This window comes from Polaromonas sp., from assembly GCF_030680935.1.
Lineage (GTDB): Bacteria > Pseudomonadota > Gammaproteobacteria > Burkholderiales > Burkholderiaceae_C > Polaromonas.
Genome location: NZ_JAUXUP010000040.1, coordinates 1 through 21,049, shown reverse-complemented (window position 1 = coordinate 21,049; position 21,049 = coordinate 1). Strand labels below are relative to the sequence as shown.

Here is a 21,049-nt window from a genome sequence, read left to right as displayed (position 1 = left end):
TACGCCGGATAATGCGCGAATCTATGGACAAACTGGCGTTTGGCTTTTGGGGCTGCTTTTTTGGCATCACGGCCCTGATGCTGGCTGGCGCGGCGCTGGCTTTTACCCGTTCCCTGCGCCGCATCTCGCTCAATGCCGCCTTGTCGGCCATGGCCTCCAGTTTTTTTGTGGTCGCGTTTCTGGGTGGCTTGCCGATTGACGACGAAGCAGCGCAAGCACGCGTGCTGGCGCATGTGGCCATGCTGGTGTCGGCCTTCATGGCCTATCTGCTTTTTTCCATCGTGGGTGCGCTTAGGCGCAGCAGGACACGGCGCAGCATTCAAATGGCACTGGCCCTGATGGTGGTGGGGGGTGTCGCCATCGGCTGGCAGTTGCCCGCCAACCAGTCGCTGGCGCTGGGTCTTGGCATGGCCTGTTTGCTGGGTACGGTGGCGCTGGGGGCAGCGTTGCGCAGCGTATACCGTCGTGAACGACTGGCCTGGATTGCAGTGGCTGGTGTGTTCTTCATGCTGGTGGCGATTGCCGGGCTGGGCTGGATTGCTCTGGCCAGGGGACAGGTGCCCTGGCAGGTGCATGCGGTCAGCGCGCTGGCCGGTACGGCCTATGTGGTGGCCATGTCAGTGGCGCTCTGGGCGCGTTACGCCTACCTGATCGAGCTGCACCAGGTGATGGCACTGGGGCCGAGTTACGACCCTGTGACGCGCATGCGCTCGCTGACGGAAACCGGACAGATGCTGGGCGACATTTTCAGGCAGGACCGCCTGCCCGGCACCGGGGTGGGCGTGCTGGTGGTGACCATAGGCAACCTTTATGCACTGGAACGTCTGCACGGCATGGCGGCGGTCAACCACGCGCTGTTTGTCTGTGCCGGCCGCCTGCGGCGTGCGTTGTCGGCGCATGTTGAGCCGGGCCGCTTGTCTGCGGATGGTTTTTTGCTGGTGCTGCGCCATTGCAGGGACAGCGGCCAGTTGATTCGGCTGGCGCATCGGGTGGCGGCACGTTTGTCCAAATCGGTGGCGCTCAACACCAGCCTGGACGCGAGCCGCCGCGAAAGCGAGCAAACCCGCTGGCAGGCGGATATCGGCATTGGGGTGTTGCTGGTGTCCGACCCCGCAGCCCGGGCATCGACCGTGCTGGCGAAGGCCAAGGCCATGTCGCGCACCGCCATGACCTACGCCAGCCGGGTCGCCTGGTTTGACCAGGCCAGCGGCGAGGCGGTGGAGTTGCCAGCGCTGGAGGTGGCCTGAGAGGCTGTGAGTCTTTCTACTGCGCGGACCGATCTGGCCCCTGCGGTGCTCACCGTACGCTTGTACGGCTCCGCTCCTCGAAACCACCTCGGCCCGCTCGCTACGAAATCTTCACAGCCTCTGAGCCTGTCCCCTTCAAGCTGGCGTCCTGCGGCCCTCGCCGATAATGCAAGGCTTTGAAATCCCATCCCTTGCCGACGCCTGCCTTGCCACAATCCCTGCGTATCGAGTTTCCCGAATCGCTGCCCGTTTCCGGCAAGCGTGAGGAAATCACCGCCGCCATGCTGGCGCACCAGGTAGTCATCGTCTGCGGTGAAACCGGCTCCGGCAAAACCACACAGTTGCCCAAAATTGCGCTGGCCATGGGCCGGGGCAAGCTCAACTACCCGGCGGGGCAACACGCCAAACTGATAGGCCACACCCAGCCGCGCCGGATTGCCGCCTCCAGTGTCGCCAAACGCATTGCCGAAGAACTGAAGACACCGCTGGGCGAGGTGGTGGGCTACAAGGTGCGTTTTCAGGACCGCCTGAGCCGCGATGCCTCGGTCAAGCTCATGACCGACGGCATTTTGCTGGCCGAGACCCAGACCGACCCGCTGCTCAATGCCTACGACACCATCATCATTGACGAGGCGCATGAACGCAGCCTGAACATTGACTTTTTGCTCGGCTATTTGCGCCAGTTGCTGCCGCGGCGGCCGGACCTGAAAGTGGTCATCACCTCGGCGACGATTGATGCGCAGCGTTTTGCGGACTATTTCGCCTCCAGCAAGGGGCCGGCACCCGTGATTCTGGTGTCCGGTCGGATGTTTCCTGTGGAGCAGCGTTACCGGCCCTACGAGGAGTCGCGCGATTACGACCTGAATGACGCGATTGCCGACGGCGTGGACGAGCTCTGGCGCAACCCGCACAGTGCGGGCGACATCCTGATCTTTCTGCCCGGCGAGCGCGAAATCCGTGAGGCGGCTGACCACCTGCGCAAACACCTGGCGCACCAGCCGCTGTTTCGCAATGCCGAGGTGCTGCCGCTGTTTGCGCGCCTGAGTCAAGCCGAGCAGGACCGCATATTTGACGGCCACACCGGGCGGCGCATTGTGCTGGCCACCAATGTGGCCGAAACCTCGCTGACGGTGCCCGGCATACGTTATGTGATTGATGCGGGCACGGCACGGGTCAAGCGCTACAGCTTTCGCAACAAGGTCGAGCAGCTGATGGTCGAGCCGATCTCGCAGGCCGCCGCCAACCAGCGCGCCGGCCGCTGCGGCCGCGTGGCGGACGGCATTTGTATTCGCCTCTACGATGAGCAGGACTTTGTGGGCCGGCAACGTTTCACCGACCCGGAAATTTTGCGCAGCTCACTGGCGGCGGTGATTTTGCGCATGAAGGCGCTGCACCTGGGCACCATAGAAAGCTTCGCCTTCATCGAGCCGCCGCAGGGCAGGGCGATTGCCGACGGTTACCAGTTGCTGGCCGAACTGGGCGCGGTGGACGATGACAACGAACTGACGCCCGTGGGCCGCAGTCTGGCCAAGCTGCCGCTGGACCCGCGTGTGGGCCGCATGATCCTGGAGGCCAGGGACAGGCAGGCGCTCGACGAGGTACTGGTGATTGCCAGCGCACTCAGTGTGCAGGACGTGCGCGACCGGCCCATGGACAAGCAGGCGCAGGCGGGCCAGCAACATGCCAAGTTTGATGACGAAAAAAGCGAGTTCACCGGTTACCTCAAGCTCTGGAAGTGGCTGGGCGATGTGCGCGGTGGCCACGGCGAAGACCACAAGTTGTCGAACCGCCAGTACGAAAACCTCTTGAGAGAGAACTACATCAACATCCGGCGCGTGCGCGAGTGGCGCGACATCCATTCGCAATTGCACAGCGTGGTGGGCGAGCAGAAGTGGGTGCTGAATGACAAACCCGCCAGTTATGAACAACTGCATTTGTCGATGTTGTGCGGCCTGCTTGGCAACCTCGGCATCAAGAGCGACGAGGACGACTGGTACCTGGGCGCGCGCGGCATCAAGTTTTACCGCCACCCCGGCGCGCGCCTGAGCAAAAAGCCGGGCCGCTGGATTGTGGTGGCCGAGCTGGTGGAAACCACGCGCCTGTTTGGGCGCGGCATTGCCCACATCGAGCCGCAGTGGGTCGAACAGGTGGCCGGCCATCTGCTGAAAAAGCAGTTGCTCGATCCGCACTGGGAAAAGAAGGCTGCCCAGGTGACTGCGCTGGAGCGCGCCACGCTGTACGGCCTGGTGATCTACAACGGCAGGCGCGTCAACTTTGGTCGCGTCGATCCGGTGACGGCACGCGAGATTTTTATCCGTGAAGCGCTGGTGGCCGGCAACTGGGACACCAAGCTGGCTTTTCTGGCGGCCAACCTCAAGCTGATCGAGCAGGTGCAGGACCTGGAGCACAAGGCCAGGCGCCAGGACGTGCTGGTCGATGAAGAGCTGATCTATGCTTTTTACGACCAGCAATTGCCGGCTGACATCTGCACCGGCGCAAGCTGCGAGCGCTGGTACAAGGACGAGGTCAAAAAGCAGCCCACGCTGCTGCTGCTCAGCCGTGAAGAGCTGATGCGCCATAAAGCCGCCGGCATCACCACTCAATCCTTTCCCAAAACGCTGCGTCTGGGCGGTGTTGATTGCCTGGTCACCTATCTGCACGAGCCGGGCGATGCGAAAGACGGCCTGACGGTGGACCTGCCGCTGTTTGCGCTGAACCAGGTCAGTGAAGAGCGTTGCGAATGGCTGGTGCCCGGCATGCTCAAGGACAAGATCCAGGCGCTGATCAAAACCCTGCACCAGAGGCCGCGATCGCGTCTGGTGCCGTTGCCCGATACCGCCGCGCGTATGGCGGCGGACTTGCTGCAGCCGGAAAAGTTTGGCGCCGGATCACTGACGGACGCGGTGCTCAAGCTGGTGCGCGATGCGACCTCGCTGGACATCAAGCGCAACGACATGAAGCTCGACATGTTGCCGCCGCATTTGTTCATGAACTTCCGCGTGGTGGATGAACATGGCCGCCAACTCGGCACGGGCCGCAACCTCGGTGCACTCAAGGGCGAACTGGGCTCGCAGGCGCGGGGCGCTTTCCAGGCGCTGGCCGGGCTGAAAACACGCCGTGCGCCCGAAGCGGCACAGGATTCGGCATCAAATCGGCCTCCAGCCCAGGCAGGACGTGCGCAAGCAGCTCCTGAAAACATAGCAAACCAGAAGGTCTTGCCAGCCCGCACGCCCGAGCGTTACACCAGCTGGAGCTTTGGCGAGCTGCCCGAACTGATGGAGATCAGCAAAGGAAAACAGACGCTGATTGGTTTTCCGGCCCTGATTGATCTGGGCGATGCAGTGACCATCGAGGTGTTTGACGAGCCCGATGTTGCCGCCGCCAAACACCGCGCCGGCTTGCGTAGGCTGTTTTCTTTGCAGATCAAGGATGCGCTCAAATACCTCGAAAAAAACCTGCCGGATCTGCAAAAAATGGCGACCGCCTACATGCTGGTCGGCCGCGCCGCCGACAACTCGGGCGGCGGCACGCTGGAAGAGCTGCGCGAGCAGATCATCGAGGTCGCGCTGGACCGGGCTTTTCTGCTCGAACCTTTGCCGACCGACGAAGCCGGTTTCAAAAAGCGCATCGACGACGGGCGCGGCCGCCTGACCCTGATCGCCAGCGAAGTGGCGCGCCTGGCCGCCGCCATCCTGATCGAATTTGCGGCGGCCCAGCGCAAGATCAAGGACAGCAAAAACGCCGCAGAGGCGGCGCTGGACGCTGCCCAGCAATTGCAGCGCCTGGTGCCAAAACGCTTTTTGACATTGACGCCTTACACCCAGCTGCAGCACTTTCCGCGTTACCTCAAGGCCATCACCTTGCGGCTGGAAAAGTGGCGTGCCGATCCGGCGCGCGATGCCGCGCGGCTGGCCGAGCTGCGCCCGCAGGAGCAACGCTACTGGCGCCTGGTGGCAGAACGCAAGGGCGCGCTTGACGCGCGCCTGCAAGAGTTGCGTTGGCTGATTGAAGAATTGCGGGTGAGTTTTTTTGCGCAGGAGCTGCGCACGCCGCAGCCGGTCAGCATCAAGCGCCTTGATAAGGCCTGGGCGCAGATCAACACTTGATTCCATTTCCAAATCATCCGTGCACTTTGTCGGCTTCGCTAGCCGTACGTCTGTACTGTCGTCGCTTCGCCTTCGCGTTCACGAATGATGTGGAAAAGGAATGAAGTCTGCACCACGCGGCTTGCGTCCGCCCAAGAAAAAAGGACTCAGGCCCTGCGGCTGAGTCCTTTTTTTGCGATGGCTGGGGACCTAGATGCGACCCATCAGCAGCAGCACGATGAGGATGATGACAATCAGGCCAACGCCACCGCTGGGACCGTAACCCCATGCGCGGCTGTGTCCCCAGGTGGGCAGTGCGCCGACGAGGATCAGGATGAGGACGATGAGCAGAATCAGTGAAATCGACATGGGTAACTCCTTGTTGGTATGTGCATGCAGTGTGGCTGCAGTGCCGGGGCCCTCAAGCAGGAAGTCGCGCTGACCCACCGTCAGGAAGCACCTACAGTTGCCAGCGGTATAGGCCGCGCCAGGCGGCGAAGGCTTCGAACTTCTAGAATCCGGGCATGCATTCTTCTCCCCTCAAAGTCGCCGTCATGGGCGCGGGCGCCGTCGGTTGTTACTTCGGTGGCATGCTGGCGCGGCATGGTCACGAGGTGACACTGATTGCCCGGCCAGCGCATGTGGCTCCCATCACAGCCGGCGGCCTGCGCCTGCAAACCATGCATTTCGACGAACGGGTCAAGCTTGCCGCCAGCACGGAGGCAGCCGCGGTGCAGGGCGCTCACCTGGTGCTTTTTTGTGTGAAGTCGCTGGACACCGAATCAGCCGGAGCCTTGATGCGGCCCTACCTGCAACCCGATGTGCTGGTGTTATGCCTGCAAAACGGCGTGGACAACAGCCAGCGCTTGCGCAGCGTGTTGCCGCAGCATTCGGTGGCCGCCGCCGTGGTCTACGTGGCGACCGAGATGGCCGGCCCTGGCCACGTCAGGCACCATGGCCGGGGCGATCTGGTGATTGAGCCGTCCAGGCACAGCGATGCGGTGGCGCAGGCTTTTATGGCCGCTGGTGTGCCCACCGAAGTTTCGCCCAACGTGACGGGCGCGCTCTGGGCCAAGCTCATCCTGAACTGCGCTTACAACGCCGTCTCTGCCATCACCCATTTGCCCTACGGCAAAACTGTGGCCGGCGAGGGCGTGCGTGAACTGATGCGCGATGTGGTGGCCGAATGCCTGGCCGTGGCGCAAGCCGAAGGGGTGCAGGTGGCCGGTGATGTTCATACAGCAGTGAATCAGCTTGCCGGCAGCATGCCCAGCCAGTTTTCATCCACCGCACAGGACCTGGCGCGCGGCAAAGCCACAGAGATCGACCATCTCAATGGCCTGATCGTCAGGCGCGGCGAGGCGCTGGGTATTGCGACACCGGCCAACCGTGTGTTGTGGGCGCTGGTGAAGCTGTTGGAGTCCAGGCAGGGCTGACAAGGCCGGAATGGGCGCGGAATGGTGCGAAAAGCCGCTACTTTTTCAGCGGTGCCGCAGCGCTCTCCTCGAAAGGCATGATGAAAGAGTTCTGCCATTCGGCGCCCAGGTCATCGCCATGATCCTCAGGCTCCGGCGCTGGCACACCGCTGCTGGTTTTGCTGAGCGGGTCGAAGTTGACAAACCGGCTGCGGCGGTTGTGCTCCAGCTTGGCCCTCAGGCTGCGCTTGGCCTCTGCAATGGCCAGCAGGTCGGTCTCGCGGATGTCGTTCAACATGGTATGCGCGTGCGGCTCGCTTGGCATCACATCGGGCACCGTGGGCTGATACTCGAAGGCAGGTGGCGCCGTGTCGCTGCGTCGGCCCGGCGGGCTTTCGTGCAGGAAAGCCTGGTCGCTTTCGTGCAGGAAAGCGGCGCGCATCGCCTGGGCCGTGGGCAGGCTGCCCGCCCGCACCACAGCATAGGCAATGCCGCAATCTTCAAACAAGTTCTGCTTCAGTTCCCGTTGGCTCTGGCTGATGGGTCGGGAACCCTGCACGTCCACGCAACCGACAACGCGGCCATACTCATCGCAGATCGTGAAAGTGGGGTAGACGCCATTGAGAATTTCGTGCCACTGCTCGCTGCGACCGGCGGTGCGCGGTGTGGTGAACCGAATCACCGATACCTTCACCAGCACCTGATGGTTATGAAATGCGCTTTGCAGCCATTGCCAGACACCCAGCTCGTCCTGGTTAACGAGGTAACGCGTTTCCAGTGGCAAATGCCGCGGCAGGCGCCGTGCCCGTTTTTGCTTCTGCCGGGCGTATGCAGAATGCGCTGCAACGCCCGCCAGGAGGCACAGCAAGAGGCTTAACCAGTACAGCATCGCAGACTCCCTTTTTTGTCTTTTTCCCGCATTCTGCCGTGCAATTTACAGAGTGTAACAATATGTCACTAAACGGGCTGAAAGTCATTCTTTTTTCAGTGAAGCGTTACCTTTGGCCGGCCACGCAACGCACTGGCGGCCCACCGCCAGCTCGGCATCTCAATTTTTGGTCACTTCTGAGGAATCCCATGCACAGCCAGAAGACAGATGAAGCAGGCGTCAGGGCCGCGACCCGGGCTTGGGTGGACGCCTTCAATGCGGGGGATCTCGCCAAGACCTGCGCCCAGTACCACCCCGACGCAGTGTTGTGGGGGACTACGGCGCAAGCGCTCATCACCACGGAAGAAGGGCTGCACCAGTATTTCGAAGGCCATTGCCTGGCGGCGTCGCCGCCCACCATCAGCCTGGGCGCGCATCGGATCCGGGTGTATGCGGGCATGGCCATCAACACTGGCAGCTACACCCTGCACACCCGGGTGGATGGGGTCAAACGCGCACTTCCTGCGCGCTTCAGCTTCACTTATTGCCGGGTGGGCAGCGACTGGTTGATCGTGGATCACCACTCGTCATTTGTACCTGCGTCAGGCCCGCCGAGCTGACGGATCGGGGTGCATGGCGTTGCGGCTCAGTTCTCCGGCTCATGGCAGGCGACGCAGAGCTTGTTGCCCTCAGGGTCGCGAAAATAGGCGCCGTAGTAATGGGGGTGGTAGTGCGGCCGCAAGCCCGGCGCACCTTCGTCGCTGCCGCCATGGCGCAACGCGGTTTCATGGGCCCGACGCACGGCGGCCCGGCTGTCGGCCAGCAGGGCGATCATTTGCCCGTTGCCCGCCTCGTGCGGCATGCCGTTGTGCGGCGCTGCAATGACAAGAAGCGGGCGCGTGGCACCGGCGCTGTGCCAGCCGGCCCAGGGCCTGCCTGGCTCGCAAAAGCGCTGCTGGATACCCAGCGTGTCCATAATTGCGCTGTAAAAAGCCAGTGCGCGCTCAAAGTTGTTGACGCCCAGAAAAACATGTGAAAACACGGCGGCTCCTGGTTGAAAAAAAATCGGGCGCTGCGACTGACGGGATGGCGGGGTGTTCAGTCTAATACCGCCGCTGCCTGGCATGCATACATCGCATTCGACTGCGGCTGCGACTGAGACGCCTGGTGATCTGCTATTGAATAAATAGCTGCCCGCGCTTGTCAGATATGGGCTGGAGGCCTTTTTGGCTTGAAAGATGGCGCTGGAAGCGCAGGCCGGCCCGCAAGGGCGGTAGTCACGTTCAGGGCTTCGCGTCGCGCCAGATCAGGAAAGGGTTGATGGGCGTTCCACGCCACCACTGGCGCTCGGCCCCCAGTTTGAAAATTGCAAAGTGCAGGTGCGGGGCGTCGGGCGACGCGTTACCGGTGCTGCCCACATAAGCTATCACTTGACCCTTGCGCACGCTGGCGCCTTCTGTGATGCCGTCGGCATAACCGTCCAGGTGCGCATAGTAGTAGGCGTATTCGCCACTCGGGTCAAACTGGTACAGCGTGATACCGCCCGGCTTGCTCAGGAACAGCCTGGCCACCCGGCCGTCTTCGACCGCCAGCACCGGTGTGCCGCGCGGCGCCATGATGTCCAGCGCTTCGTGCGGTGCGCCGGCTGCGCGCGCCTGGGTGTAGGTGTCGCTCAGTTGCGCTGGGCCCACGCCGGTGACCGGCAGCGTCAGGTCGCGCGTGCGCAGGTGTGACAGGGCGGATGCATCGGGCGGTGCAGCCGGCGTGCCGGGCGTCGCATCGGTGTTGGGCGCAGGCTCGGGCGCCGGTGAAGCTGCAGCGGTCCGGACCGGCGGCAAGGCTTCAACCTGCTGTGGGCTGCTGGTGACCGCTGACGTTTGGGTGGTGGCCGCAGGCCGGAACCAGGTGCCGATGACTGCACCCGCTACGACCGCCAGCACGGCAGTCCAGGTCAGGGCCGAGCGCCAGGGCCGATGAGTACCGGCTGGTTTCACAGCTTGACGTCAACCTTGAAGCCAGCCTTGGCCAGGGTGGACAGGCGCTCGGCATCCCAGTTGGTCAGGTGGATGCAGCCGTTGGTTTCAGAGTGACCGACGTTGGACGGATTGGAGGTACCGTGAATGCCCCAGTGCGGTTTGGTCAGGCCCAGCCAGATGCTGCCCACCGGGTTGTTCGGACCGGGCGCGATGTCGACCTTTGGCGCATCTTTGGGCGCGGATTTGAGCAGCTTGGGGTCATAGGTGAAGCTGGGGTTTTTGACCTCGTTTTTGATGGCCAACATGCCGACCGGCAAGGGGTCGTCTTTCTCATTGCCTATGCTGATCGGAAAACCTGCGACCGGGCGCTTCTCGGCGTCCAGCACATACAGTACGCGTTCGGATTTATCGATCTGGATAGAGGCCGCCTTGGCCGGCGCGGCAACGCTGGTCACATTGGGCACGACGATGTCTTTGCCCGCTTCGATCTTGCGGCCGCCGTTGAGCTGCTTCAGCCAGGCGATGCTGGTGTGAAATTTTTCGGCCAGCGCCTCGTCCACCGACTCGTAGACCAGCGCTTTCATTTTGGCCCGCTCGCCCATGTCGGCAGGTGTTTTCTCGAAAGGACCGGCGGTGTCCTTGTCGGTCACGGTGTAAGTTGCCAGCAGCGGCGCACTGTCTTCACGCAGCGACTTCCACGTTTCGGCTGTGACCGTGCCCGTCACCGTCAGGCCACGCGCAGTCTGGTAGGCCTTGACCATGCGCTGCATGTTGGCGGCAAAACGCCCGTCAATCTCGCCGCAGGAAAACCAGGCGCGGTCCATCAGGATCTGCGCGCGCGCCACAGCTGCGCCCTTGCTGCCGCTTTTGAGCAGCGGGCTGTCGCTGGCGTTGTTGAAGGCGTCCATATCGAAACCGGCGCTAGCCGAGGCTTTGGTACCGGCCTTGGCCGTCTGTGCAACAGCGGTGCCGCTGGCAAGGGTCAGCGCCGTGCAGCACAGGCTGACAGCCAGAAGGCGAAGGGAAAAAGGCGAACGCGGGTGTGGCAGCAATGCAGGCATGAAAGTCCTTCAGAAATTGTTGCGCCAGTGTTGCCGCAAAGCGGCCCGCAGGCTGTAGGAAGCCGCGCATGCTGCAGGTCAGTCGCAGGCTGTCTGTATGGTCACATGGGGTGGTGGGTCGGATCGGGCTTCTGGCTCTTTACCCGAGAGGTGCAAGTGCTGAGTCGCTATTAAATAAATAGCTGCTTGCGCAAACGGCGCAAGGGCTACAGCCCTATTTGACCTTGATAATCGCCTGCCAGTGGCGTGCCTCTACCTGTGTGATAGACAGGCGGTTGCCCTTCTTGAGCACCAGCATGTCGGCCAGCTCCGGCCGGGCGCGCAGCGCGGGCAGGGTGATATTGGGGATTTTTTCAAGCACCTGCACATCGACTAACACCCAGCGCGGCTCTTCAGGTTTTGATTTGGCATCGTAATAAGGCGACTGGGGGTCAAACTGCGTCGGGTCGGGGTAGGCGGTAGAGGCCACCCGCGCCAGACCGACGATGCCCGGTTCTGCACAACTTGAGTGGTAAAACAGCACACCGTCGCCGATCTGCATGCCGTCACGCATGAAGTTGCGAGCCTGGTAGTTGCGCACGCCAACCCAGGGCACGGTGGCATTTTTTGCGGCCAGCGCGTCGTCCACCGAGCATTCCTCGGGTTCGGATTTCATGAGCCAGTAGTTCATACCGGTGATTTTATTCAGGCGTCAGGCTCTGATGATGTGCAGCAAAGCTGGAACAATCAGACCCATGCCCGTCAGCCCCAGCAGCGCACACACCAGCCTGAGCACCGCCCTGCGGGACCAGCCGGGCGGGTGCCTCTCCAGCCACCAGCTCAGGCCGAACACCAGGGGCATAGCCAGAAGGCTCAGCTTGAGCGCATTGGCGCTGAACTGGCCCGTCGGCAGCACCATCGCCAGCCGCAGCAGGGCGCTGGCGGCCAATGTGGCCACCAGGGTGTCACGCACGGTTTTCAGCGGCATCGGCTGGCGGTAGAAGTGATAAACCAGCGGTGGCCCGCCAGTAGCGAACAGCCCGGTCAGCAGGCCCGAGACGGCGCCCCAGAGCCGGAAGCTGCCCGGCGACGAGCGCTCACGCAGTGCCGAAGTCTGCATCTGCACCACCCCGGCGCAGGCGATCACCGTCAGACCCAGCAACACACGCAGCACCAGCGTCACGTTGACGCTGAGCCAGCCCAGCAGCACCACCCCAAGCAGGATGCCGGCCACGCCGCCCAGCGTGATGTCGCGAAACGCTGGCACGTCCAGCGCACGGCCCGCGCCACGCAAGGCCACCAGCGCATTGACCAGGCCCAGTACGGTTGCCACATTGGCCAGGTCGGCCAGCGGCGCCAGCTCCAGCAAGCCGGCCAGGCCCAGCAGGATCAGCGCAAACGCAAAACCGGTCAGGCTTTGTGCGCAAGTGGCCAGCGCCACGCAGAGCAGAAAGAGGCCGATCTGGATGGCGGTCATGAGGTGGCGTGTACCGACAGGGCGTTCAGCGGTGTTTGCCGACTTGCCAGCCCACGCCGCCAATGGCACGCTCGGCCACCTCGACAGCCAGCGGCTCCAGCGAGGTGGCCATGGTGTCGTTCCAGCGGTTGAGGTAACCAAAGAGTGCAATCGACGCCACGATCTCGACGATCTGTTCGTCGTTGTAGTGCTTTTTCAATTCGTCAAAGTCCGCCTGTGACGCTTCGTTGGGCACGGCCCCGGCTTTGAGCGCCAGGCTGATGGCGGCGCGTTCTGCCGGGTTGAACAGCTCGCTTTTCTCAAAGTCCCACAGCGCGGCAATTTTCGCGTCCGACGCCTTGTAGATGCTGGACAGGTTGGTCATGTGCGACTGGCAATACAGGCAACCCGCTGCATAACTGCTGGCCAGGCTGACCAGCATCTTGGTCTCTTCGGGTACCGTGCCTTCATACAGCACCGCCTGGTTCAGCGCCATGAAGGCCCGCACAATATTGGGCCGCCGCACCATGGTCATGATGCTGTTGGGCGTGAAGCCGCGGGTTTTCTGGTAGTGCTCAAAGCGCTCGCGAATGTCGTCTTCTTTGACTTCGGCTAGGGGGATGGGGGAAAGGTGGGGCACGTGTCAGTCCTTGTCGTTCTGGAAGCTTGTCATGGTAGCCCGCCTTCGAGCGCAGCTTGTGCAGCTACACAGCAATCGCCGCAGGCAGGCGTTGCAGTTGATCCGTAACCGACTGATTACCGCTGCTGAACGGCGTCTTGCAAATGCGGCGGGCGTTCCCGCGCGTACTCCTTGAGCTTGTCATCGGCAGCGTTGTGCGCGCCACGTTGAGTCTGAAACCTGAGTAGAGGTAAGGTGGACCGCCGCGCCGCCTGACCGCACCCCGCAATCGACATCGGCCAGCGCCACCAGCAGGCGCGCGGCGCCCACGGCCAGCGGCTCGGCTACGCTCAGCTGGTCCAGGTCGCGCGTGTCGCCGTTGCGTTCGGGTGCTGTTCGGCGTGCTGCTTCGGCTTCATGCAGAGCCGCCGGAGAAAAGGCCGACAACGGGCCGCGAGAGCGCATGGATTCCGTGGCGATTCTGTGAAGATGGATGGGATTCATGGAGCGCTGCAAATGAATCACGTCAATGTACCAGCGACCACGCTGCGCAGGTCGGATCAAGCCCGCCGCCCCCCGGGGGGGGGAGGCGGCGGGGTATCACTGTGCCTTGAAAAACTCGGACTCGACTTTCCACTTGCCGTCTTTTTGCATCACCGGCTTGAGCCCGGCAAAAGCCACGTAATCGGAAGTGACCTTCCAGCGCCCGTCCTGTATCTGCGACAACCGGGAGTAGGCATTGCCTTGCCGCTTGGTGGATGTGAAGGTCTGCTCGGCCGTGCCAAACATGTTGCGGTTGAAGGTCATCGAATCCATGGTTTTGATGAAGCTGTCCGTGCTCAGGTTGGGTCCGTTCTTGAAGGCGGCCTTGATGAAGGAATCAGCGGCAATATAGCCATAAACAGAAAACACAGAGGGTTCTTCGTTGAACCTGGTGCGGTACTTGGTCGCCCAGAAGCGCACTGGCTGTTCGGCAGCATCCATGTAGGGATGCTGCGCCGTCATGGTGGCGTAAAGGCCATCCATGAACTTGCCGCCCAGCTTGGGAATCAAGTCTGTGTAGACAGCGCTGGAGCCCAGAAACACCGGGTTAAAGCCGGTCTTGCGTGATTCCGCAATCGTGCCCACTGTCTCGCGGATGATGGTCCCCAGCACCACCATTTCACACCCGGCAGATTTCATTCTGGCGACCTGGGACGAAAAATCTGTCGCCCCGCGTTTGTACGAGGTCACTTCCGTGAACTGCATGCCCAGGGTCTTGAGGCCGCCTTCGGCCCCGCGCATCACCTCCAGGCCGAAGTCGTCATCCTGGTAAAGGGTGCAGACCTTTTTGTACTTGCCGTCTTTCACCAGCCGCGCGGTGCCGATTTTCATCTGATCGAAATAGGTTGCGGCATTGGAGTACTTCAGCCGGTGCAGGGGCTCATACATCTCGCGCGCTGCCGTGACCGGAAAAAAGTTGACCACATTCTTTTCAAACTGCACCGGCATGGCGGCCAGGTTGTGGGCTGTTCCCAGGTGCCCTACCATCGCAAAAATCCCCGCATCCTGCGACACCAGCTTCTGCGCGGCGAGCACCGCTTTTTTGGGGTCATAGCCGGAGTCTTCAACGAGCAGCCTGATCTTCCGCCCATGCACCCCGCCGATTTCGTTTGCCTCATCGATGGCTTGTTGCATGCCGTTGCGGATGTGTTTGCCGTAGCCAGCCAAAGGGCCGGACAGGTCCTGGATCGTCCCGATGACAATCTCATTGCGGCTCACCCCCGGTGCTGCCGGCTGGGCCAGCGATGCGGTGGTAGCCAGCAAACAGCAAACAAGTAGCGAAGTTTTTTTCATGAAAGTCTCCTTAGACAGGACAGGGGTTAAAAAGGCAGGCGAGGGGGATGGACGCCGAAAATCAGCGGGCAGTCAGGCCCGCCTGGCGATGCGAGACAAGGTCTCGGGGCAGCGCACCACCAGCGATCCCTGGTTGACGCGTATCGTTTCTTCACGCTCCATCAGCTTGAGTTCACGGTTCACACGTTGCCGCGAGGCACCGAGCAGACCCGCCAGGTCCTGCTGGGCCAGGCTCAGGCCAATGCGGATCTCGCCGCTGTCAGGCCGCAGCGGCATGCCGTAGCTGCGCATCAGGCTCTTGAGCTTGGTGGCCAGCCTGGCGCGCAGGGGCAGGGTGTTGAGGTCTTCGATCTGCCGGAACATATGCCGCAGCCGCCCGGCGTTCAGGCGCAACAGGGCGCCGTACAGCTCGACATGCACCTCCAGGATGCGAAGCAGATCGTCATGCGACACCTGCAGCAGGGTGGTGTCGCCGTGGGCATAGGCATCGTGGGTGCGGATGCCGCCGCCGAAGATGCCGATGTCGCCTATCCAGGCGCCGGGTTCTACATAGGTCAGCGTGACCGGCTTGCCGGCGTCCGGGCTGCCACCCACACGAACCGCGCCGCGGGCAACCGCCGCCCAGACCCGAGCCGGGTCGCCGCGCGCGCAAATGATCTCGCTGTCCTTGAAGCGCCGCACATAGGCGCTGCGCAAAATGTCATGCCGCAAGGGGGCTGAGAGTGATGCAAACCAGCGGCCGGCGTTGATGGCCGCGCGTTCGTCAAAAGCCAGAAAAGGTTTGTCCAAGAGCTGTTCCGTATCGGTGCAAAAAAATGCCCCGGCTTGTGCTGTGCGGGGGTGCACACCAACGCTCAGGGCTTGTACGGATGGTCGGCGGAATGCGCTTGCTTGTCTGTCCTAAACGTGCGGCACATGCCCGCCACTTGCGATAAGTTGCGGTCTGCGCGGCGGTACAAACCCTAGCAGGCCTTCAGTTGGCCTCTAGGCCGCGCCGGGCCGGGCGCGCTGCCATTGCACGGGCGTTTTGCCCACATGGCGCTTGAACTGCGATGAAAAGTGGCTGGCTGATGCAAACCCGCAAGCCAGCGCAACCCCCAGCACGTTGGCCGCAGCGCTGTCGTCTGCCGGCCTGGCCCAGAGGAGCTGCTTGGCCAGTTCTATTCTGCGTGCCACGATGAACTGGTGCGGGGTGACACCCTGCCAGACCCTGAACACCCGGCAAAAGTGAAACCGGCTCATGCCCGCAATGGCGGCTAGTTCATCCAGGCTGAGCGCAACGTGCAGATTGGACTCCACATGGGTCAAAACCCGGGCCAGCGCATCGGCGGTGGCGGTTGGCCCGGTGCGCGCTTGCCGCGACAAAATGCATGACAGCAGCGCAGCGGCGATACGCTCGGCGGCCAGCGGGCCGTCCGGGCAACCCATGCGCAGCTGCGCCAGCAAAGCCGTGGCCAGGGGGCGCAGCACCTCGTCGCTTACCACCACCTCGTGTTCAAAACGGGCGTGTTTGTCAGACAGGCCCAGGTGCATGGCACATTCAGCCACCAGTTCACGCGAGATTCGAAAGGTCGCCAGCTCCACCGGGGTGTAGGCCCGGCCCGCAGGCTTCGGCAGGGCGGCGCGGTGGGTCACGGTCAGGTCGGGCGGGATGATCATCAGGCTGTGCCGCCGGCAGGTCATTTTCTGGCGGCCCAGCGGCCCCTCCACGTCAATCTCAAAGCTGGGCCCGATGTTGAAGCTGATGCGCAAATAGGGCTGCGCTTCGATCGCGTGTGTAGGCCCGGGGACATGGACCAGCGCCAATTGCACATGCCGCGAGGGGCTGTCCAGCAACTGCCGGGTCAAGGATTGTGCGGAGGGGATCGTCTGGGTCACAGCAATATGGGAGATGGGTGGGGGCAATAATGATTGTCGGTTGATACCTAACTGTACCTGCGAGCCTTTTCTCGCTTGCCATTGCGAAGCGCTATTCATCCCATAGCAGCTCAGGAAGGGCACGAACTTTCGAGCGGCCCGACTCTGCCTAAAACTATCCATCATTCGACACAGGTTGGTTAGCGAAACACGGGGGGGCGGGGGACATGACTACGGATGGATTTCTTCATGACGCATTTTTGAGTCATAGCTCAAAGGACAAGGATGTTCAACAGCGTGTCTCCGCCGCCCATGCCCTACCAGGGAGCCATCACGCAGTCGTGACCGAAGGCGACATTGACGCCTGCGGCCAACAGCTCCGGCAGGCAGATCCTGCCCGCGCCAGAGCCAGGCGACGTAAAGAATCTTTATCGATTTCGTTCAGCTTTCGTTCACCCCTTCCTTCATAAGCTCTGTCTCACATCAACCAAGGAGCTCTCCATGAAACGTTCTGCCATTCTTTGCCTGACCACGCTGCTGGCAGCGGGCGCCCAGGCCCAGACTTTTAACGACACGGCTCGCGTGCGCAACGTCGCCCCACAGTACGAAAACGTCCCTGTTCCGCGCAACGAGTGCACGAGCCAGTGGGTGACCGAGCAGCAACCCGCAGTGTCTTCGCGCAATTACGGCGGTCTGGCGCTTGGTGGTGTGGCTGGTGCCTTGCTGGGCAACCAGGTTGGCAAGGGCCGCGGCCGTGAAGCGGCGACAGCGGTCGGTGCCGTGGTCGGCGCGCTGGCTGGCGAGCATCTTGCGAATCAAAACAACTTTGGTGGGGGCTACCAGCAGGCCTCCCAGCCGCAGCAGCGCCAGGTGCAGAACTGCCGCACTGTGAATGACGTTCAATCCCGCCTCACGGGCTATCAGGTTGAGTACGAGTACCGTGGTCAGATCTACAGCACGGTAACCCGCGAGAACCCGGGCCGTACCTTGCCGATACGCGTTTCATTTGCGCCGGTGGAGCGCGAGTACCAGGATGGACGCAACTACCAGGGCCGGCGCGATGACCGCGAGTACCATGGCGCTTACAAGCGATGAATGTATTTGCCAAACTGCTCTGCGCCACCTTGCTGGTGGCGTCCAACCTGGCCTGGGCCAACCTGAGCCGCGACGACGCGGCCGCAGTGGCCCAGCGCGCCAGTGGCGGCCGTGTGCTGTCCGTCGAGAAGTCCGAGTCTTCGAGCCAGCCGGTGTGGCGCGTCAAGGTGGTCACGGCGGCTGGTGAGGTCCGCGTGATCCAGGTGGACGTCGCGACCGGGCAGGTCCGTTAGGGCCGGTCTGCGGCAGCCTTAACCTATGCGCCTGTTGCTCATTGAGGACGATGCGGCGCTGCGGCTGACCCTGGCCCGCCAGCTGGAGGCCGATGGGCATCGCGTCGATCAGGCCAAAGACGGTGAAGAGGGCCTGTTTCTGGCCCGCGAGTACCCGGTGGATCTGATCATTGTTGACCTGGGGCTGCCCAAGCTGAACGGGCTGACCATCGTGCAGCATCTGCGCCAGGAGGGCAAGGTGCTGCCCATTCTGATCCTCACCGCGCGCGGCAGCTGGCAAGACAAGGTGGTCGGCCTGGAGGCCGGTGCCGACGACTACCTCGTCAAACCTTTCGAATACCCGGAGCTGGCAGCGCGGCTGAAGGCCTTGCTGCGGCGCTCGCTCAAGACCGCCTCTGACGTGCTGACACTCGGCCCCATGAGCATCGATTTGACGGCGCAGGCGGTACGGCTCAATGGTGCGGCACTGGAGCTCACGGCGTACGAATACCGTCTGCTCGAAACCCTGGTGCGCCAGCGCCCGGCTGTTGTCACCCGACAAGCGCTCTCGGACTACCTGTACCCGCACGGCGAAGACCGCGACAGCAACGTGCTGGAGGTGCTGGTGGGCCGGCTGCGGCGCAAGCTCGACCCGGCGGGCAGCGTTGGCCTGATCGAAACCGTGCGCGGGCGGGGCTACCGGTTCGCACTGGAATGAAGCTCGCTTACTCCATCCGAACCCGACTGCTTCTGGGCGCCGCCCTGGTGCTGCTGGCCTTTCTGACGGGTGCGGGGCTGGCGGCTCAGCGTGCGAATGCCGAGAGCGTTCGGGCGGCGTATTTTGGTCGCTTGCAGAGCACCATTTACCTGCTGCTGGCAGCGGCCGAACTCGATGCCAGCGGTGCGCTGGTGATGCCACAGGCCTTTGCCGAGCCACGGCTGTCGCTGCCAGGTTCGGGTCTGTATGCCGGTATCCACAACGTGCTGCGTGGGGAGCAGTGGCAATCGGCCTCGGCCCTGGGCCAACAGCTGCCGTTCCGGCGCAGCCTGCAAGCTGGTCAGTGGCGTAACGAGACGCTGGACGGGGCCGGCGGGTCCTTCCTGTCGGTCAGTTATGCCGTTACCTGGAAGGCCTCTGCGCGAGAGGCGCCGCTGGTGCTGACGGTACTGGAAAATCGCGCCGCCTTTGACCGCGAAGTCGGTGTCTTCACCCGCACCCTCTGGCTCGGGCTGGGCGCCGCCGCCGTGCTGCTGCTGCTGGCCCAGCTATGGCTGTTGCGCTGGGGCCTGGCGCCGCTGCGGCGCGTGGCCAGCGAGATACGGCGTATCGAAGAGGGCGAGCAATCGCGCATCGAGGGGCGTTACCCTGCCGAAATTTCCGGCCTGACAGACAACCTGAACAAGCTGATCCAGCAGGAGCGCGTGCGCCAGACCCGGCATCGCGATGCATTGACCTTTCTGGCCCACAGCCTGAAGACGCCGTTGGCTGTGCTGCGCAGCGCTTTGGCCGCGCCGGCGCATCTGCCCGCTACCGTGGCCCAGCAGGTGAGCCGTATGGACGACATCGTGCAGCATCAGCTGGGGCGCGCCATCGCCGGGGGCGCAGCGCGGTTTGCGCCGCCGCTTCTGCTGGCGCCTGTTGTGGAGCGCATTCGCGATGCACTCGCCAAGGTTTATGCCGAAAAGGCCCTGGACTTCAACGTCGAGTGCCCGCCAGATTTGGCTTGGCGCATGGACGAGGGCGACCTGTTCGAAATTCTGGGCAATCTGCTGGACAACGCGGCCAAGTGGGCGCGCAGCCGGGTAGGCTTGCGGGTGTGGCGCGAAGCCGGGCGCTTGTGCATCTGCGTTGAGGACGATGGACCAGGATTCACCGATACCGAGTCGGTGCTGCGCCTGCATGTGCGGGGCGACGAGCGCGTGCCCGGGCATGGCGTCGGGCTGGCAGTGGTCAGTGACCTGGTGGCCAGCCACCAGGGGGAGCTGAAACTCACGCGCGGTGCCATGGGCGGCGGGCGTGTGGACGTCATGTTGCCGGTGCCCTGAGGCGCATGCGCTTCAAGGGGAAAGCCGCAAGTTTTAACTTGCCTTGAAGAAGGCGGTTTGGGTGGGTCGGTTGGGGACGGTCAAGCTCGCCACCATCTCTGGTGTCTGCGCCAGCAACTGCCCCTTCTTCCACACTTTCAACCGGTTCGCCCGCAAGCGGATGGCCTCCACCACATCCCGCGCTTGCAGCAGCACAAGACTCGCATCACATCCGGGTTGAATGCCGTAGTTCTGCAGGTGCATCACCTTCGCCGCATTGACGGTCACCGCATCAAAACACTGCCGGATCCCTTTCTGGCTGGTCATCTGCGCCACATGCAGGCCCATGTGCGCGACTTCCAGCATGTCGCCACTGCCCATGCCGTACCAGGGGTCCATCACGCAGTCGTGGCCGAAGGCGACGTTGACGCCGGCGGCCATCAGTTCGGGCACGCGGGTCATGCCGCGGCGTTTCGGGTAGCTGTCGTGGCGGCCCTGCAAGGTGATGTTGATCAGCGGGTTGGCGATGACGCTTACCTGAGACTCGGCTATTAACGGAATCAACTTGCTCACGTAATAGTTGTCCATGCTGTGCATGGAGGTGCAGTGACTGCCGTTGACGCGGCCCTGCAGACCGAGCAGCTGGGTTTCGAAGGCCAGGGTTTCGATGTGGCGGCTCAGCGGGTCGTCGGATTCGTCGCAGTGCATGTCGGTCAGGAGGCCGCGTTCGGCGGCGATCTCACACAGCAGCTTCACGCTGGCGGCGCCTTCGGCCATGGTGCGTTCGAAATGTGGAATGCCGCCGACCACGTCCACACCTTTGTCGAGCGCGCGTTTGAGGTTTTCGACGCCGCCCTGGCTGCGCAACACGCCGTCTTGTGGGAAGGCGACGAGTTGCAAATCGATATAGGGGGCGACCTGTTTCTTGACTTCCAGCAGCGCGTCCACTGCCAGCAGGCTGGCGTCGCTGGTGTCCACATGCGTGCGGATGGCGAGCAGGCCTTTGGCCACGGCCCAGTCGCAATAGGTGAGGGCGCGTTCGATGATGGCATTGGCCTTAAGCGTGGGTTTCAGTTCGCCCCACACTGCGATGCCTTCGAGCAGCGTGCCGCTTTCATTGACACGCGGCAGGCCGTAGCTCAGCGTGGCGTCCATGTGGAAGTGCGGATCCACGAAGTGTGGGCTCAGCAGATAGCCGCCGGCGTCCACGGTTTCCGCCGCCTGCGCGCCGGCAATGGGGCCTTGTGTACCCTCGGTGATCTTGCCGTTCAACACGGCAATCGACATGCCGGTTCGGCCTTCGGGAAGGCTGGCGTTG

General features: G+C 62.8%; 21 protein-coding genes. 8 read left to right on the top strand and 13 right to left on the bottom strand.

Features of this window, described 5'->3' with window-relative positions; all coding sequences use genetic code 11:
* Window positions 1-23: 23 nt before the first annotated feature.
* Together Q8L50_RS10635 and hrpA are read left to right on the top strand one after the other, a co-directional pair.
* Window positions 24-1,247, top strand: coding sequence for a GGDEF domain-containing protein (locus tag Q8L50_RS10635; RefSeq protein WP_305348649.1), 1,224 nt, complete (start codon window positions 24-26; stop codon window positions 1,245-1,247).
* Window positions 1,248-1,528: 281 nt separating this feature from the next.
* Window positions 1,529-5,353 carry an ATP-dependent RNA helicase HrpA gene (hrpA, locus tag Q8L50_RS10630; protein ID WP_370869783.1) on the top strand — a complete coding sequence of 1,275 codons (3,825 nt, stop codon included), beginning with the start codon at window positions 1,529-1,531 and terminating at the stop codon, window positions 5,351-5,353.
* 189 nt (window positions 5,354-5,542) lie between these two features.
* Here the strand turns inward: hrpA and Q8L50_RS10625 are convergent, their stop codons facing one another.
* Window positions 5,543-5,701 carry a DUF3309 family protein gene (locus Q8L50_RS10625; protein WP_305348647.1) on the bottom strand — a complete coding sequence of 53 codons (159 nt, stop codon included), beginning with the start codon at window positions 5,699-5,701 and terminating at the stop codon, window positions 5,543-5,545.
* A gap of 155 nt (window positions 5,702-5,856) precedes the next feature.
* Between Q8L50_RS10625 and Q8L50_RS10620 the strand changes: the two genes are divergently transcribed.
* Window positions 5,857-6,768, top strand: a complete 912-nt coding sequence (locus Q8L50_RS10620; protein WP_305348646.1) for a ketopantoate reductase family protein — start codon at window positions 5,857-5,859, stop codon at window positions 6,766-6,768.
* Between the two features lie 37 nt (window positions 6,769-6,805).
* Here the strand turns inward: Q8L50_RS10620 and Q8L50_RS10615 are convergent, their stop codons facing one another.
* The gene (locus Q8L50_RS10615; RefSeq protein WP_305348645.1) at window positions 6,806-7,636 is read right to left on the bottom strand and encodes a DUF2726 domain-containing protein; all 831 of its coding nucleotides are present in this window, start codon (window positions 7,634-7,636) and stop codon (window positions 6,806-6,808) included.
* Between the two features lie 188 nt (window positions 7,637-7,824).
* On the opposite strand from Q8L50_RS10615, the gene Q8L50_RS10610 reads away from it, so the two are divergent.
* Complete coding sequence (locus Q8L50_RS10610; protein ID WP_305348644.1) at window positions 7,825-8,235, top strand: DUF4440 domain-containing protein; 411 nt, start codon at window positions 7,825-7,827, stop codon at window positions 8,233-8,235.
* Between the two features lie 26 nt (window positions 8,236-8,261).
* Here Q8L50_RS10610 and Q8L50_RS10605 read toward each other — a convergent pair whose 3' ends face one another.
* The 10 genes from Q8L50_RS10605 to Q8L50_RS10560 form a co-directional block, all read right to left on the bottom strand.
* On the bottom strand, window positions 8,262-8,657 hold the full coding sequence (locus Q8L50_RS10605) for a VOC family protein (RefSeq protein ID WP_305348643.1): 396 nt from the start codon (window positions 8,655-8,657) through the stop codon (window positions 8,262-8,264).
* Window positions 8,658-8,898: 241 nt separating this feature from the next.
* On the bottom strand, window positions 8,899-9,609 hold the full coding sequence (locus tag Q8L50_RS10600) for a M23 family metallopeptidase (RefSeq protein WP_305348642.1): 711 nt from the start codon (window positions 9,607-9,609) through the stop codon (window positions 8,899-8,901).
* A complete protein-coding gene (locus Q8L50_RS10595) occupies window positions 9,606-10,652 on the bottom strand; it encodes a L,D-transpeptidase family protein (RefSeq protein ID WP_305348641.1) in 1,047 nt (348 codons plus the stop codon). The genes Q8L50_RS10600 and Q8L50_RS10595 overlap by 4 nt, the downstream gene beginning before the upstream one ends.
* A gap of 214 nt (window positions 10,653-10,866) precedes the next feature.
* Window positions 10,867-11,322: an EVE domain-containing protein gene (locus tag Q8L50_RS10590; protein WP_305348640.1), complete on the bottom strand. Its 456-nt coding sequence runs from the start codon at window positions 11,320-11,322 to the stop codon at window positions 10,867-10,869.
* 21 nt (window positions 11,323-11,343) lie between these two features.
* The gene (locus Q8L50_RS10585; protein WP_305348639.1) at window positions 11,344-12,108 is read right to left on the bottom strand and encodes a TSUP family transporter; all 765 of its coding nucleotides are present in this window, start codon (window positions 12,106-12,108) and stop codon (window positions 11,344-11,346) included.
* Between the two features lie 25 nt (window positions 12,109-12,133).
* A complete protein-coding gene (locus Q8L50_RS10580; RefSeq protein ID WP_305348638.1) occupies window positions 12,134-12,727 on the bottom strand; it encodes a carboxymuconolactone decarboxylase family protein in 594 nt (197 codons plus the stop codon).
* Between the two features lie 180 nt (window positions 12,728-12,907).
* Entirely contained in the window at window positions 12,908-13,270 is a 363-nt protein-coding gene (locus Q8L50_RS10575; RefSeq protein ID WP_305348637.1) for a hypothetical protein, read from the bottom strand.
* 36 nt (window positions 13,271-13,306) lie between these two features.
* Window positions 13,307-14,542 (bottom strand): ABC transporter substrate-binding protein, encoded by a 1,236-nt coding sequence (locus tag Q8L50_RS10570; RefSeq protein ID WP_305348636.1) that lies wholly within the window; start codon window positions 14,540-14,542, stop codon window positions 13,307-13,309.
* 72 nt (window positions 14,543-14,614) lie between these two features.
* Entirely contained in the window at window positions 14,615-15,331 is a 717-nt protein-coding gene (locus Q8L50_RS10565) for a Crp/Fnr family transcriptional regulator (protein WP_305348635.1), read from the bottom strand.
* 195 nt (window positions 15,332-15,526) lie between these two features.
* On the bottom strand, window positions 15,527-16,420 hold the full coding sequence (locus tag Q8L50_RS10560; RefSeq protein WP_305348634.1) for an AraC family transcriptional regulator: 894 nt from the start codon (window positions 16,418-16,420) through the stop codon (window positions 15,527-15,529).
* A 480-nt stretch (window positions 16,421-16,900) separates the two neighbouring features.
* Here Q8L50_RS10560 and Q8L50_RS10555 point away from each other — a divergent pair, with 480 nt between their 5' ends.
* The 4 genes from Q8L50_RS10555 to Q8L50_RS10540 are packed head-to-tail and all read left to right on the top strand — an operon-like array spanning window position 16,901 to window position 19,752.
* Window positions 16,901-17,494: a glycine zipper 2TM domain-containing protein gene (locus Q8L50_RS10555; protein ID WP_305348633.1), complete on the top strand. Its 594-nt coding sequence runs from the start codon at window positions 16,901-16,903 to the stop codon at window positions 17,492-17,494.
* Entirely contained in the window at window positions 17,491-17,727 is a 237-nt protein-coding gene (locus Q8L50_RS10550) for a PepSY domain-containing protein (RefSeq protein WP_305348632.1), read from the top strand. Before Q8L50_RS10555 ends, Q8L50_RS10550 begins: the two co-directional genes overlap by 4 nt.
* Before the next feature lie 25 nt (window positions 17,728-17,752).
* Window positions 17,753-18,424 carry a response regulator transcription factor gene (locus Q8L50_RS10545; protein ID WP_305348631.1) on the top strand — a complete coding sequence of 224 codons (672 nt, stop codon included), beginning with the start codon at window positions 17,753-17,755 and terminating at the stop codon, window positions 18,422-18,424.
* Window positions 18,421-19,752: an ATP-binding protein gene (locus Q8L50_RS10540; protein WP_305348630.1), complete on the top strand. Its 1,332-nt coding sequence runs from the start codon at window positions 18,421-18,423 to the stop codon at window positions 19,750-19,752. Before Q8L50_RS10545 ends, Q8L50_RS10540 begins: the two co-directional genes overlap by 4 nt.
* Window positions 19,753-19,785: 33 nt before the next feature.
* Here Q8L50_RS10540 and Q8L50_RS10535 read toward each other — a convergent pair.
* The coding region (locus tag Q8L50_RS10535; protein WP_305348629.1) for an amidohydrolase family protein at window positions 19,786-21,049 on the bottom strand (1,264 nt) is incomplete at its 5' end.